Raw genomic sequence first — 14,118 nt, forward strand, 5'->3', positions numbered from 1 at the left:
TTGTTATTCTGCTAATTTGTAAATTTCGGTTAAGTTTCTTCCTAAACCATCGTAGTCTAAACCGTAACCAACAATAAATTTATTCGGAATTCGAATTCCGATGTAATCTATTTTTATATCTTTTTTGTATGCTTCTGGCTTAAAGAACAAAGTCGCAATTTTAAAATGCTTCACATTTTGTGCTTTAAACAAGTGCTTTAATTCTTCTACCGTATTTCCGGTATCAACAATGTCTTCTATAACGATCACTGTTCTTCCTGTCAAGTCATGATTTATTCCGATTAATTCTTTAACCGATTCAGAACTTTCTGTCCCTTCATAAGACGCCATTTTGATAAATGAAACCTCACATGGCTTTTTATACTTTTTCAGAAAATCTGACACCACCATAAAAGCGCCATTCAGAACTCCAATAAAAATTGGCGTATCATCTCCAAAATCATCTTCTACCTGAGCGACCATTTTTGTCAAAGCAAAATCAATTTCTTTAGCCGAAATAAACGGAACAAATTGTTTATCGTGAAGTTGTATCATTATTTTTCTTTTTAAAATAATGGACAAAGATAAAGAATTAGAACTTAACAGCTTCTATCAAAACAAACAGTAATCGAGATATTTTTTAGGAATGTTAAATATCAGTTAATGTTTACAAATTATTTTTTGAAGCTATAAGAATTTTCAGTAAATTGTTGTTATCTAATCATTTAACCCCAAAAAATCAATGAAAAAATCCCTATACCTGTTATCTATTCCACTACTAGCCTTAATGACTGCCTGCAATGGGCAAGTAAAAAAAGAAGAAAAAGAAGCCTTAGCCAAACAGCCTGGAAATGTTGTAAAAACCGCTATTGGAGACATTACGCTTCCTCCCCCATACGCTACCGAATCTAAAACCAATGACAGTAAAGTGATTGGCTGGCCTACCGGCAAAACGCCAAAAGCACCTGAAGGTTTTACGGTAACCAAATTTGCTGACGGATTCGAAAATCCGCGCTGGACTTATATTGCGCCAAATCAAGATATTTTTGTGGTCGAAAGCGGAACCAGATCAAGCAAAAATCAAATTACCGTTTTAAGAGATAAAGACAAAGACGGAAAATTTGAAACCCGAGAAGTTTTTATTTCTGGACTAAACAAACCTTTTGGAATGCTGGTTCTAAAAGACTTTTTCTATATAGCAAACACAGACGGACTATATCGCTATCCTTATAAAAACAATCCGCTGAAACTAGAAACCAAAGGAGAAAAAATTCTTAAACTTCCTGCTGGCGGCTACAACAATCACTGGACGAGAAATTTATTGCCTAGTCTTGACGGAAGCAAAATATATGTTTCTGTAGGTTCTGGAAGCAATAATGCGGAACATGGCGTTGACAAAGAAGTGCGACGCGCTGGAATTCTCGAGATTAACCCCGACGGAACAGGGGAAAAAATATATGCTTCAGGGCTGAGAAATCCTGTGGGAATGGACTGGAATCCCGTTAATAAAGAATTGTGGACAGCAGTAAACGAACGTGACGAATTGGGCGACGATCTAGTTCCCGATTATATTACCAGCGTAAAAAGAGATGGTTTTTACGGATGGCCCTATTCTTATTTTGGAAGCATTCCTGACCCTAGAATGAAAGGCGAAAGAAAAGATTTGGTCGAAAAAGCAATTGTGCCTGATGTTCCTGTAGGCGCACATACAGCATCGCTCGGATTGGCTTTTTACAACAAAGATGCCTTTCCTGCAAAATATAAAAACGGCGCTTTTGTAGGTCAGCACGGTTCTTGGAACCGCTCTAAAATTTCGGGTTATAAAGTTTTATTCGTTCCTTTTAAAGATGGAAAACCTTCAGGAAAACCAGAAGATTTTCTGACTGGTTTTATTTCTAATGAAAATAAAGCCGAAGTTTATGGACGTCCCGTTGCCGTAACCGTAATGAATGACGGTTCGCTTCTGGTAAATGATGACAGCAGCAATACAATTTGGAAAGTGACAGCCAACAGGTAATTTCTAATTTTTGAAATCGCAAATTCCTATTTACAACCCAAGCGCTAATTGCTCTTTGGTACAAAATTTAAAGATTTTAAACACATAGAAACGTAGTCCCGTCCCGAAATTTCGAGATTGGGATTGTTTAAAAAGATGTTATTAAGAAAACTAGTTTTCACACATAAACCCGAAATGTCGGGATGTGGCTTTTGACAAGTAAAACGCCTTTTTTGCCTCAATCAATGCTATGTTTCTATGTGTTAATTAAAATTGCATCCTAACCCAACTCCTTTATGCCTTTCAAAAAATATTTTTTTCTTCTTTTTGTTCTTTTTATTTCTAAAAACAGTTCGGCACAAGAAAAAGAAGTCCAAAATATTGATTCGGTAAAAACTCAAAAACTGAACGAAGTTTTAATAAGCCCCCTTCACATCAATCGCAATTTGCAAAACAGCCCCGCTTCGATCGGCATTTTATCCGAAAAAGAACTGCTGCGAAATAATACGACAGACATTAGCAATGTGATTAACACAATTCCTGGCGTTTTCATGCAGTCCTCAAATATTACCACAACCCGAATTTCGATTCGCGGAATTGGTGCGAGAACTCCTTACGGCACCAATAAAATCAGAGCTTTTTATGGAAGCATTCCGCTGACATCCGGAAACAGCGAAACCGTAATTGACGATATCGATCTTCAAAACATCAATCAGATTGAAGTTATAAAAGGTCCGCTTTCTAGTGTTTATGGCGCCGGTTTGGGCGGAGCGATTTTAATTTCTCCAGAAACATTTCATAACTCCAACTATAAAACCGAAGTCAGTTCTGTTTTTGGTTCTTTCGGATTATTGAAAATAGAGTTTCTTTTAACTTAAATGAAAAAAGTTCTTCTTTAAATCTCAGTTATCACAATTTAAAAACCGATGGCTGGCGTCAAAACAGCGCTTACAATCGGGAAGGAATTACGCTTGGCGGAGAATTATTCAGAAAGAAAAACGGTAAACTGATTTATTTCTCCAATTACACTTATTTGAAAGCTTACATTCCGAGTTCTATCGGCAAAACGACTTTCGAAAATAATCCGCAGGCAGGCGCTCCCGCTTGGGTTGCCTCAAAAGGCTTTAAAGAATATAAATCGACTTTGGGCGGATTGGCTTATGATTTTAAAATTAACGGCCACCTCAGCAATTCGACTTCAATTTTTATCAATTATAAAGACAGCAACGAACCGAGGCCTTTTGATATTTTGCGCCAATATACTTTTGCTTCGGGCGCACGAACACAATTTTCAGGCGATTTTAAAATCGGAAAAGTCAAAAATCAGTTTATTGGCGGAATTGAATATTTCAGCGACAATTATAGCACCAATACTTTTCAAAATCTGTATCAGCAAAATAATGGAAACGGAAGTTTACAAGGCAATCAACTCTCAGCAACTGACCAGAAAAGGCATTTTTACAATATTTTTTCGCAAATCAGAACTTTGCTTTCCGACCGATTTGAAATTCAGGCAGGTTTAAATTACAACAAAACCAAGTTTGAACTGCAGAATGATTTCCCCGCTTCGGCGAATAATCAGAAAGAGCAATATAGTTATGATGGCATTTTTTCGCCACAGCTTTCTTTTTTGTTTAAACCAAATGAAGTTCAGACTTTTTACTTTTCTGCAAGCCGAGGATTTTCTCTTCCTGCAACCGAAGAAACTTTAACCTCAACAGGAAATATCAATCAGGACATTAAACCTGAAACAGGCTACAATTTTGAATTGGGCGGCAAACTTCATCTTTTCGATAAAAAATTATACGCCGAAATTGCTGCTTATCGAATGGAAATTAAAGATTTATTAGTTGCCAAAAGAATCGGAGACGATCAATATGAAGGTATAAATGCTGGAAAAACTTTTCATGAAGGAATTGAAATTTCATTAAAGCACAATTGGCCGATTAGTCGAACCTTTAATTTAGATTCTTATGTCGGCGCTTCAATTGGAAATTATGAATTTAAAGAGTTTATCGATGCAGGAAATGATTATTCTGGAAATAAATTGACTGGAATTCCTGCCAATACCGCAAGCGCAGGTTTTAATCTAAACTCAAATTCTGGTTTTTATTTTTCAGCCGATTTTCAATTTACTGATAAAATTCCGATGAACGATTCGAATGCCGACTTTTCAGATTCTTATTCACTTTTAAATTTAAAAACGGGTTATCAATTTGAAATTTTATCAGGTTTAAAAGCACATCTTGATGCAGGAATCAACAATGTGGCAAACGAAAAATATGCTTCGATGATTTTGACAAATGCAACTGCCGTTGGAAATGCGCAACCAAGATTTTATTATCCAGGACTGCCCATAAACTATTACGGAATTATCTCATTAAATTATTTATTTTAGCGCCATCTTAAATCTTAAAAAATGCTGTCTGAACTGCAAAAAAAATTGGATTATGTCAATGCTTATCGCGAAAACCGCCTAAAAGCCGCACAGGATATTCTAGAAAACCCTTCACTTTTTAGTGAATTAGTTTCTATCTGTTTTACTCCCTCAGACAAAAACAACCATAAAGCCTGCTGGATTTTAGAATTTGTTTCTTACGAGGAATTGCAATGGCTTCAGCCTCATCTTGATTTTTTCTGTTCGAATTTGAAGATTTTAAAAGATGAAAGTTCCATGCGCCCGATTGCAAAAGTGACCCAACTTTTGATAAAATCGCATTATAAGAAAAACGAAAACTGCATTAAACTTTCTGAAGAAAACCTCCAAGACTGCATCGAAGCCTCTTTCGATTGGCTTATTAACGATACCAAAGTTGCCACAAAAGCCTATTCCATCAGAACCTTATATATTTTAGGAAATTATTACGATTGGATTCACCCTGAACTAAAAGTGATTATTGACAAGGATTTCGGAGATCATTCCGCAGCCTACAAAGCCGTTGCAAAAGAAGTTTTGAAGAAAATAAAATAGTTTTTTTTTGATAGCCACGAATTCACGAATTATTTACTTTTTGATTTAATAAAAATTCGTGAATTCGTGGCGGAGAACAAAAAGTAGCAAATCATTTTAATCCTTTTAATCTGTGGCAAAATTAAAAAAGATATAATTCGTGAATTCGTGGCTAAAAAATCTATCGTGAAAAATAATTCGTGAATTCGTGGCGGAAAACAAAAAGCAGCAAATCATTTTAATCCTTTGAATCTGTGGCAAAATTAAAAAAGATATAATTCGTGAATTCGTGGCTAAAAAAACTAAATTTTGGCTAAAAAAGATTAAAAAGTATCTTTGCAAAAACACAACACAAAATGAATTATTTTTCTTCTGATTTTAAATTAGGAATATTAGGCGGCGGACAATTAGGCAAAATGCTTTTGTTTGACACCAGAAAATTTGACATACAAACTTACGTTCTTGATCCGAGCGACGAAGCACCTAGTAAAATTGCCTGCAACAAATTCTTTCAGGGCGATTTAATGGACTATGAAACGGTTTACAACTTCGGGAAACAAGTCGATGTTTTGACTTTTGAAATCGAATTGGTAAATCTTGAAGCTTTAACGCAATTGGAAAACGAAGGTTTAAAAATATATCCGTCTCCAAAAACCTTAAAAGGAATTCAGAATAAAGGTGTTCAAAAAGACTTTTACGCTAAAAATAATATCCCAACTGCACCCTACAAAAGATTTGAAAATTTAGACAATCTTAAATCTGCCGTTGCATCAAACGAAGTCGAGGCGCCTTTCGTTTGGAAATGCACCGAATTTGGTTATGATGGAAATGGCGTAAAAATAGTTCGCCAGGTTTCAGATTTAGATACGCTTCCAAATGTAGAATGCATTGCAGAAACTATGGTTCCTTTCAAAAACGAATTGGCGGTGATTGTGGTAAGAAATCCATCAGGAGAAATGAAAACATATCCGGTTGTTGAAATGGAATTTCACCCAGAAGCCAATCAGGTTGAATACGTAATCTGTCCCGCAAGAATCGACGATAAAGTTGCTGAAAAAGCGAGAGCAGTTGCCTTGAAAGTTTCAGAGAATTTCAATCATGTTGGACTTTTAGCTGTTGAAATGTTCCAGACTCAGGACGACGATATTTTGGTAAACGAAGTAGCTCCTCGCCCACACAATTCTGGACATTACTCTATTGAAGCAAGTTATACTTCACAATTCGAAAATCATTTACGCGCAATTTTAGATCTTCCGTTAGGAAATACAGACAGCAAAGTGGCCGGAATTATGGTAAATTTAGTCGGCGCCGAAGGTCATTCTGGAAATGTAGTCTATGAAAACATCGAAACTATTTTAGGATGGAATGGCGTTACACCACATATTTACGGTAAAAAACAAACTCGCCCTTTCAGAAAAATGGGACACGTGACAATCGTAAACGAAAATATGGCCGAAGCGAGAAGAATTGCCGAGGAAGTTAAGAATACTATTAAAGTGATTAGCGGTCAGTAATTGTAGTGGTCAGTTTTCATTCACAGTATTCAGTTAAAACTAAATAAATAACGTTTACAGTTTCCAACAACTTGAAACTTTAAACCTGAAACAAATACAACAAAAAACATGAGCAAAGTAGCTATTATAATGGGAAGCATCTCAGATATGCCAGTCATGCAGGATGCAATCGACATACTAAAACAATTTAATGTAGAAGTTGAAGTTGATATCGTTTCGGCTCACAGAACGCCGGAAAAATTATTCGATTTCAGCAAAAATGCACACAATCGCGGTATTTCAGTAATTATTGCTGGAGCAGGTGGCGCAGCGCATTTGCCTGGAATGGTGGCTTCAATGTCTCCGCTTCCAGTAATTGGAGTTCCGGTAAAATCAAGCAACTCAATTGATGGCTGGGATTCGGTTTTATCGATTCTTCAAATGCCAGGCGGAGTCCCAGTTGCAACCGTAGCTTTAAACGGAGCAAAAAATGCCGGAATTTTAGCAGCGCAAATCATCGGAAGCCACGACAAAAAAGTTTTAGACACTATTATTTCTTATAAGGAAGAATTAAAAGCGGCGGTTAATAAAGCGGCTGAAGGTTTGAAGAAATAATTTCACAGAGATACATAAAGAAGACACAGAGGCTCACAAATTTTTTGTGAATCTCTGTGTTTTTTTCTTGGTGAATCTTTGCGAAATCAGCCACTGTAAGAATTAACTAATCATTATAAAAATTTCTAAAAGAAAAACTTAACTTTGAGAAAAAAGCAAAATGAACATTCAAACTTCTAAAATAGAGCTCGCTAAAATAGTTTTAGACATTGATAATCCCGATTTAATTCAGGAAATTGTAGAGTTCATTCAATCTAAAGAAAGCCTTTCCGAAGAGCAAAAAAGCAATATAAATGAGGCAATTTATTCTTTGGACAATAATGAAGGAATTTCGCATGATGTGGTTATGGAAGAAACCAAAAATCGTTATTCAAAATACTTCAAATAATGAATGTAATTTGGGCTCCACAAGCAAAACAAGACTTTTGGAACAACATCGATTATTTAGAAGCAGAATGGTCAGAAAAAGTTGCTCTTAATTTCATCGAAAAAGTAAATACCACAATTGCACTTTTAAAAAATGACAATGTTTTATTTCTTAAAACAAATTATAAAAACGTTTATAAAATTGTCATCACCAAACAGATTTCACTTTACTATCGTATCGAAAACACTAATTTGGAATTACTACGTTTTTGGAATACTTTTCAAGACACGAATAAATTCAAATTATGATTTCCTAATTTTATATTTTTAAACAGCATAAATAATATGAGCATCTTAACACAATATTTCAACACCAAACATAACACCGCGCCTTTTTCGCAGATAAAAATCGAAGATTACGTTCCTGCTTTTCAGGAAGGAATCGCTTTGGCTAAAGCCGAAATTGATGCGATTGTAAATAATCCGGAGGCACCCACTTTTGAAAACACAATCGTGGCAATGGATTTTTCAGGCGATATTTTAGATCGTCTTTCGAGTATTTTTTTCAATTTAAATTCGGCAGAAACGAATGACGAAATGCAGAAAATTGCTCAGGAAGTTTCGCCTTGGCTTTCAGAATTAGGAAATGATATTCGCTTAAACGCGGAATTGTTTGCACGTGTAAAAGCCGTTTACGATCAAAAAGAAAGTTTGAATCTGAATGCAGAGCAAACGACTTTATTAGACAAAAAATACAAAAGTTTCTCCAGAAACGGAGCGAATCTTCCAGAAGACAAGAAAAACCAATTAAGAGAAATCGACAAAGAATTATCGAAATTGAGTTTACAGTTTGGCGAAAATGTTTTGGCAGAAACCAACAATTTCGAATTGCATTTAACCGATGAAAAAGATTTATCAGGTTTGCCTGAAGGAACTATCGAAGCTGCCCGATTATTAGCCAAAAATCAGGAAAAAGAAGGCTGGATTTTCACTTTAGACCATCCAAGCTATGTTCCTTTTTTGACTTACGCCGATAATCGCGAATTGCGTAAAAAAATGGCTATTGCTTTTGGAGCAAAAGGTTTTCAGAAAAATGAATTCAACAATGAAGAAAACGTTCTGAAAATTGCGAAACTGCGTCATGAAAGAGCCAATTTATTAGGCTATAAAACGCACGCTCATTTTGTTTTGGAAGAAAGAATGGCCGAAAGCCCGGAAAAAGTTTTTTCTTTTTTAAATGATTTATTAGCAAAAGCGAAACCAGCCGCTCAAAAAGAATTTGCTGAATTAACCGCTTTCGCGAAAGAGCTGGACGGAATCGAAAAATTAGAAAAATGGGATGGCGCATATTATTCAGAAAAATTGAAACAACAGCTTTTCAATTTAGATGATGAAAAACTGAAACCTTATTTTCAATTAGAAAAAGTTTTGGACGGTGCTTTTACAGTTGCCCAAAAACTATACGGATTAACTTTTACAGAGGTTTTTGATATTGATAAATACCACGAAGAAGTTACAACTTACGAAGTGAAAGATGCTAACGGCGATTTAGTTTCGATTTTCTATGCGGATTTTTTCCCAAGAAAAGGAAAAAGAAACGGTGCTTGGATGACTTCATTCAAATCGCAATATGTAAAAGACGGTGTAAACGAAAGACCGCACATTTCGAATGTTTGCAACTTTACAAAACCAACAGAAACAAAACCTTCGTTATTGACTTTTAATGAAGTAACAACTTTATTTCACGAATTCGGTCACGGTTTACACGGAATGTTGGCCGATACGGTTTACCCAAGTTTATCAGGAACTTCTGTTTACTGGGATTTCGTAGAATTGCCAAGCCAGATTATGGAAAACTGGTGTTACGAACCAGAAGCTTTGGCTTTGTTTGCCAATCATTACGAAACGGGAGAAATTATTCCGATTGAATATGTTCAGAAAATTAAAGAAAGTGCAAGTTTCCAAGAAGGTTTGGCAACATTGCGCCAGTTAAGTTTCGGATTATTGGATATGGCATGGCACGGACAAGACCCAACTAATATTACCGATTTAAAAGCTTTCGAAATAGAACAATTTGCCAACACACAATTGTACCCTGATGTGAAAGAAAATGCGATGAGCACTGCATTTTCGCACATTTTCCAGGGCGGATATTCTTCTGGCTATTACAGCTACAAATGGGCAGAAGTTTTAGATGCCGATGCTTTTGAATATTTCCATGAAAATGGAATCTTCAATGAAGAAATTGCGAAAAAATTCAAAGACAATGTACTTTCTAAAGGAGGAACAGAACACCCAATGACTTTGTACAAACGTTTTAGAGGCCAAGAACCAAAACCTGAAGCTTTGTTGAAAAGAGCAGGATTACTTTAGACTTTCTTAGATTTTTAGACTTCTTAGACTATTAAATATTTTTAAAACCGACGTAGAAATACTTCGGTTTTTTATTTGGTTTTACTTTAACTATCTTCGTGTTTTAAATCTTAATCTTACAAATATCTGCCGTGAAAAAATATTTTAAAATAGCCCTATATCTTGCAATTATTGGATTAATTGCCATTGTTGCCGTAAACTATTATGTAAAATCTTCAACCAAAACTAAAATTTATTATTCGGTTAAAAAATTTCCGAAGAATGATGTCGGAATTATTTTTGGAGCTGGAATTAACGGAAATCAGCCAAGCAAATATTTAAAAGATCGTTTGGATGCCGGAATTATGCTCTGGAAAGCAAAACGCATTAATAAAATTCTGCTTTCGGGAGATAATGGCCGTGATGAATATGATGAATTAACTGTAATGAAAAATTATTGCTACAATCATGGTGTTGATACCACAAAGATTTTCATTGACTATGCAGGTTTTGACACCTATTCGACGATGTACCGTGCAAAACATATTTTTAAGATTAAAAAAGCTACTTTGATTTCGCAAGAATATCATTTAAACCGTGCCATTTATATTGGTCAAAAATTAGGAATCAAATCGGTTGGTTATTCTGCAAACAATGGAGAGTATCTCGGATATAAGTATGTTTGCTTTAGAGAATACGGTTCTATTTTCAAATCCTTTTTTGATGTTCTGAGAAATCGTCAGCCCCGTTTTTTAGGAGAAGAAATTAATATAAACGGAGAATCAAATTATTCTAAAGAAGATAAGCGATAAAAATAAAGCCCGAAATATTCCTATTTCGGGCTTTTAATTTAAGATTTCCTCATGCTTGACAACATAAGACAATGCTTCTTTTACAATCTCATTTAAGTTCAATCCTTTTTTTGTTGCCAAAAGGGATATTTTTTGATGCAATTCCTGTGATACTCTAACATTAAAAGAACCTTTATAAGTTTTATCTGGAGCTTTATTCAATAATTTACACGTTTCTAAATAATCGTCAACAGCTTCTTTAAATGATTCTTCTAATTCTGTAACCGAAGATCCCTCAAAAGTGACTAAATCATTTATCCCTTGAATTTTCCCAAAGAATATTTTATCATCTGCAGAAAATTCTAGTGTTCCAATATATCCGTTATATTCTAAATAGTTTTTCATCTTACAATTCCAAATGTTCAATAATAATATCAAGCTGATAGCTTTTCAAAACCTTCTGCGGATGCGGTTCATGCAAACTTATAATCTGTTTATTTTCATTTACAAATTTTCTTCTTGAACCACCTGTTTTTCCTTGTGAAATCTGCTCGTATCCAAAATATTTTAAAACTTTCACCATTTCATCCCAAGAAAAATCCTTAGGCTTTGATTTTAACTTTTCAATAAGTTTATCAATCTTACTCATACAAATTTATTATTTAATTTTTCATTCGCAACTATATTTCAGTTACAAATAAAAAGTAAAGAACAAAAATAAGAAAAATCATTCAAATAGGCAGCTTCAAATAAAAAGACCCACAAGAATAACTTGCAGGTCTCAAAGATGATTTTTGATCTTTAGTCTATTATTGCTACTCTTTCTCTAAAACTTTTTTTGCCAATTTCCCAACGGTCAACCCTTGCACTACAATTGAGAACAAAACAACGATATAAGTTACCTCCAGCAATAAATTTTTATATTCTCCTTCTGGCATAGAAAGCACAAGTGCGATTGACACTCCTCCACGAATTCCTCCCCAAACTAAAACCATCAAAGAGCCTTTGTTATAGGCAGATTTTATTCCAAAGAACTTAAAGATATCAAAGAATTTCCACGGCAGCACTATAGCGGTTAACCTTGAAAACAGTACGATAAAAATAGCTACAAGACCTGTCAGCAATTGTTTGTTCAAATCTGGCAGCAATAATAATTCGAAACCAATAAATAAAAACAATACCGCATTTAAGATTTCATCTATAAGCTCCCAAAATTTCCCAAGGTAATCTTTGGTTACTTCGCTCATGGCGACTTTTTTACCATAGTTTCCAATAATTAGTCCCGCAACAACCATCGCAAGCGGGCTAGAAACGTGTAGCGCTTGAGCAACTAAAAATCCTCCTGTTACAATAGAGAGCGTGATTAAAACCGAAACTTTATAATCATCGATTTTTTTCATGACTTTTGATGCCGTAAATCCAAAAACGCCTCCCAATAAAAGCCCTCCGATTCCCTCTTTTATAAACAGCCAAGAAATTGAACTAAAAGTCACATCAAATGTTGGATCGGTTGCCATCTTTAAAACTACAGCAAACATTACAACCGCTACTCCATCATTAAATAAAGATTCACCAACGATTTTAGTTTCTATTCTTTTAGGAACTTTAGCTTCCTTTAAAACTCCCAACACCACAATCGGATCGGTTGGAGAAATCAGGGTTCCGAAAACCAAACAAAATACATAAGGAATATTAATTCCGATAAGTGGCGCAATATAATAAAGCAGCATCGAAACAATTAAGGCAGACAACACTACACTTACCGTAGAATAAATCATAATAGGAACTTTTTGCTCTTTAAGATCAGACATATTTACGTGCAAAGCTCCAGCAAACAAAAGAAAGTTTAACATCGCTCCCATTAAGATTTCATTGAAATCAAATTGCTTGATTAGATCAAAAAAGTGTTTGGTGGTTGCAGGAAAATAAGAATCTCCCAAAAGGCGAATTCCAACTGAAACCAGCATAGCAATAATCATGATTCCGATGGTTCCCGGAAGTTTTAAAAATCTTAGATTTAAATAGGCGAAGAAAGATGCCAATACGATTAGCACCGAAAAAGTGTAGTATAATTCCATAAAATGTGATTTTTACAAAAATAGCTGCATCATAATTTAATCGAAAATTTCAAGGTTTGAATTAACATAACTTTATAATTCGTTAAATATGTTTCAATTATTTTTGAAAGAATAAAATGAAGAAATCATAATAGCATTCTTGAAAAAGCATCTTACCCATTTTCTTTTGAAAAGAAATAAGGTCTTAAAAGAAGTTTCTGAAAACAATATTTAATCTTTTTCATTTCACGCAGATTCAACAGATTTTTAGCAGATCCAAAATATAATTTCAATTGCCTCTAGCTTTAGCTGGAGGTTAAATTTAGTTTCTGATCTAGGCTTTAGCCAAAAGGAGAAGTTTGGCTAAAGCCTTTAGACATTCGGTGATTATTTCTCCCTCAGCTAAAGCTGGAGGCAATTCATAAAAAATGGATAGCTATTCTTTTGTAAATGAATTTTCTCATTTTACGGTTTGCGTGAGGGATAGGAGCTTGCTACCGAAGTAGCGCGGATAGCCCGACCCCGATAATACAAGCGGGCAAATAAGCGCAAAGTAATTTTGCCCTCTTGTATTATCGGGGGCACGCCCAAACTATTTTTATAAAAACATCACCATAAGCCACCAAAAAATTGGAACGCTTTCTACCCAAAAAGAAGTATAATATTTGGAACGATTAGGGTTGGCGAAAGCAATAAACAGCATCAGCATTGTAACCATAATCAAATTTATTACGGCATCATGATAATTGAATGTTGTGATAAAAACTTCTAAAAACCAAAACGGAATCAATAATAGAAAGCCTAAAAGTTTTGTCTTCTTTACTCCTATTGTCTGCGGTACGGTTTGCAAATGCGGATCGTCATTGGCCAAATCTAAAATTTCGAAAACCAGAATCAGCACAAAAACCAATATAAACCGCTGAATACATTTTATAAAGAAATCTGTCGTAAACGGAATTTCGGCATTTATTAGAGGCAAAACCAAAGTAGCTCCAACCCAGCATAGTGCAACAATGTAAATTTTTACTCCAGCCCAATTTCTAGCATTTTTTCTATTGGGGAAAAAAGGCAAAGTATAAAGTGCGGTTATGGCAAAAATTCCAACAGAAACAATTTGGGTAATTAGCTTTAAATGGAAAAAATAATAGCCAACCAAAATAAGAGATATAAAACTCAGGACGGCAATAATTTTCAGCTGAGTTCCAATCGGATTTTTCTTTACGCGAACCAAAGCATCATATTTCACAAAATTGTACCCTACGATTGTTCCAAAAAAAACAAAGAGCGCCATGGGCTCATCGTATTGAATATGAAACACATGAAAAGTAATATGAACTAGAGCATAACACGATAAAGCCACATGAATACTGCTATTCAGATAAAAATCTAAGATGCGTTTTGATACTATCATACCCCAAATCTAATCATTTATTAACAAACCAAGTCTTTGATTATAAATTTGATAAAAAATGAAGTTAAAAATACCTATTAAATTATTAATAATACTTAATTTTGCGCC

At 34.7% G+C, this 14,118-nt stretch carries 15 protein-coding genes; 10 read left to right on the forward strand and 5 right to left on the reverse strand.

The window, feature by feature from the left end; genetic code table 11:
* Window positions 1-3: 3 nt before the first annotated feature.
* Window positions 4-534 (reverse strand): hypoxanthine phosphoribosyltransferase, encoded by a 531-nt coding sequence (gene hpt, locus N4T20_RS01995; protein WP_260671461.1) that lies wholly within the window; start codon window positions 532-534, stop codon window positions 4-6.
* 187 nt (window positions 535-721) lie between these two features.
* Here hpt and N4T20_RS02000 point away from each other — a divergent pair, with 187 nt between their 5' ends.
* From N4T20_RS02000 to N4T20_RS02045, 10 genes are all read left to right on the forward strand, one after another.
* On the forward strand, window positions 722-1,996 hold the full coding sequence (locus N4T20_RS02000) for a PQQ-dependent sugar dehydrogenase (protein ID WP_260671462.1): 1,275 nt from the start codon (window positions 722-724) through the stop codon (window positions 1,994-1,996).
* A gap of 275 nt (window positions 1,997-2,271) precedes the next feature.
* Entirely contained in the window at window positions 2,272-2,853 is a 582-nt protein-coding gene (locus N4T20_RS02005; RefSeq protein WP_260671463.1) for a Plug domain-containing protein, read from the forward strand.
* 155 nt (window positions 2,854-3,008) lie between these two features.
* Entirely contained in the window at window positions 3,009-4,373 is a 1,365-nt protein-coding gene (locus tag N4T20_RS02010; protein WP_260671464.1) for a TonB-dependent receptor, read from the forward strand.
* Window positions 4,374-4,394: 21 nt separating this feature from the next.
* On the forward strand, window positions 4,395-4,946 hold the full coding sequence (locus N4T20_RS02015; RefSeq protein WP_260671465.1) for a hypothetical protein: 552 nt from the start codon (window positions 4,395-4,397) through the stop codon (window positions 4,944-4,946).
* Window positions 4,947-5,281: 335 nt separating this feature from the next.
* Complete coding sequence (locus N4T20_RS02020; protein WP_260671466.1) at window positions 5,282-6,439, forward strand: 5-(carboxyamino)imidazole ribonucleotide synthase; 1,158 nt, start codon at window positions 5,282-5,284, stop codon at window positions 6,437-6,439.
* A 108-nt stretch (window positions 6,440-6,547) separates the two neighbouring features.
* On the forward strand, window positions 6,548-7,033 hold the full coding sequence (purE, locus tag N4T20_RS02025; RefSeq protein WP_073418297.1) for a 5-(carboxyamino)imidazole ribonucleotide mutase: 486 nt from the start codon (window positions 6,548-6,550) through the stop codon (window positions 7,031-7,033).
* A 160-nt stretch (window positions 7,034-7,193) separates the two neighbouring features.
* A complete protein-coding gene (locus tag N4T20_RS02030; RefSeq protein ID WP_260671467.1) occupies window positions 7,194-7,421 on the forward strand; it encodes a hypothetical protein in 228 nt (75 codons plus the stop codon).
* Entirely contained in the window at window positions 7,421-7,708 is a 288-nt protein-coding gene (locus N4T20_RS02035; protein ID WP_260671468.1) for a type II toxin-antitoxin system RelE/ParE family toxin, read from the forward strand. The genes N4T20_RS02030 and N4T20_RS02035 overlap by 1 nt, the downstream gene beginning before the upstream one ends.
* 36 nt (window positions 7,709-7,744) lie before the next feature.
* Entirely contained in the window at window positions 7,745-9,772 is a 2,028-nt protein-coding gene (locus N4T20_RS02040) for a M3 family metallopeptidase (protein ID WP_260671469.1), read from the forward strand.
* Between the two features lie 131 nt (window positions 9,773-9,903).
* On the forward strand, window positions 9,904-10,563 hold the full coding sequence (locus N4T20_RS02045; protein WP_260671470.1) for a vancomycin high temperature exclusion protein: 660 nt from the start codon (window positions 9,904-9,906) through the stop codon (window positions 10,561-10,563).
* 33 nt (window positions 10,564-10,596) lie between these two features.
* On the opposite strand, the gene N4T20_RS02050 is transcribed toward N4T20_RS02045, so the two are convergent.
* The 4 genes from N4T20_RS02050 to N4T20_RS02065 form a co-directional block, all read right to left on the reverse strand.
* A complete protein-coding gene (locus N4T20_RS02050; RefSeq protein ID WP_260671471.1) occupies window positions 10,597-10,947 on the reverse strand; it encodes a type II toxin-antitoxin system HicB family antitoxin in 351 nt (116 codons plus the stop codon).
* A 1-nt stretch (window position 10,948) separates the two neighbouring features.
* Window positions 10,949-11,191: a type II toxin-antitoxin system HicA family toxin gene (locus N4T20_RS02055; protein WP_260671472.1), complete on the reverse strand. Its 243-nt coding sequence runs from the start codon at window positions 11,189-11,191 to the stop codon at window positions 10,949-10,951.
* Window positions 11,192-11,357: 166 nt separating this feature from the next.
* Window positions 11,358-12,620, reverse strand: coding sequence for a cation:proton antiporter (locus N4T20_RS02060; RefSeq protein WP_260671473.1), 1,263 nt, complete (start codon window positions 12,618-12,620; stop codon window positions 11,358-11,360).
* A gap of 577 nt (window positions 12,621-13,197) precedes the next feature.
* Entirely contained in the window at window positions 13,198-14,010 is an 813-nt protein-coding gene (locus tag N4T20_RS02065; RefSeq protein WP_260671474.1) for a hypothetical protein, read from the reverse strand.
* Between the last annotated feature and the right edge of the window lie 108 nt (window positions 14,011-14,118).

It is taken from the genome of Flavobacterium sp. TR2 (assembly GCF_025252405.1).
Taxonomy (GTDB): domain Bacteria; phylum Bacteroidota; class Bacteroidia; order Flavobacteriales; family Flavobacteriaceae; genus Flavobacterium.

Coding starts and splice junctions, on each gene's coding strand:
- N4T20_RS02055 (WP_260671472.1), bottom strand. CDS start 11,191: ATGAGTAAGATTGATAAACTTATTGAAAAGTTAAAATCAAAGCCTAAG.
- N4T20_RS02035 (WP_260671468.1), top strand. CDS start 7,421: ATGAATGTAATTTGGGCTCCACAAGCAAAACAAGACTTTTGGAACAAC.
- N4T20_RS02020 (WP_260671466.1), top strand. CDS start 5,282: ATGAATTATTTTTCTTCTGATTTTAAATTAGGAATATTAGGCGGCGGA.
- N4T20_RS02060 (WP_260671473.1), bottom strand. CDS start 12,620: ATGGAATTATACTACACTTTTTCGGTGCTAATCGTATTGGCATCTTTC.
- N4T20_RS02015 (WP_260671465.1), top strand. CDS start 4,395: ATGCTGTCTGAACTGCAAAAAAAATTGGATTATGTCAATGCTTATCGC.
- N4T20_RS02050 (WP_260671471.1), bottom strand. CDS start 10,947: ATGAAAAACTATTTAGAATATAACGGATATATTGGAACACTAGAATTT.
- N4T20_RS02000 (WP_260671462.1), top strand. CDS start 722: ATGAAAAAATCCCTATACCTGTTATCTATTCCACTACTAGCCTTAATG.
- hpt (WP_260671461.1), bottom strand. CDS start 534: ATGATACAACTTCACGATAAACAATTTGTTCCGTTTATTTCGGCTAAA.
- N4T20_RS02030 (WP_260671467.1), top strand. CDS start 7,194: ATGAACATTCAAACTTCTAAAATAGAGCTCGCTAAAATAGTTTTAGAC.
- N4T20_RS02005 (WP_260671463.1), top strand. CDS start 2,272: ATGCCTTTCAAAAAATATTTTTTTCTTCTTTTTGTTCTTTTTATTTCT.
- purE (WP_073418297.1), top strand. CDS start 6,548: ATGAGCAAAGTAGCTATTATAATGGGAAGCATCTCAGATATGCCAGTC.
- N4T20_RS02040 (WP_260671469.1), top strand. CDS start 7,745: ATGAGCATCTTAACACAATATTTCAACACCAAACATAACACCGCGCCT.
- N4T20_RS02065 (WP_260671474.1), bottom strand. CDS start 14,010: ATGATAGTATCAAAACGCATCTTAGATTTTTATCTGAATAGCAGTATT.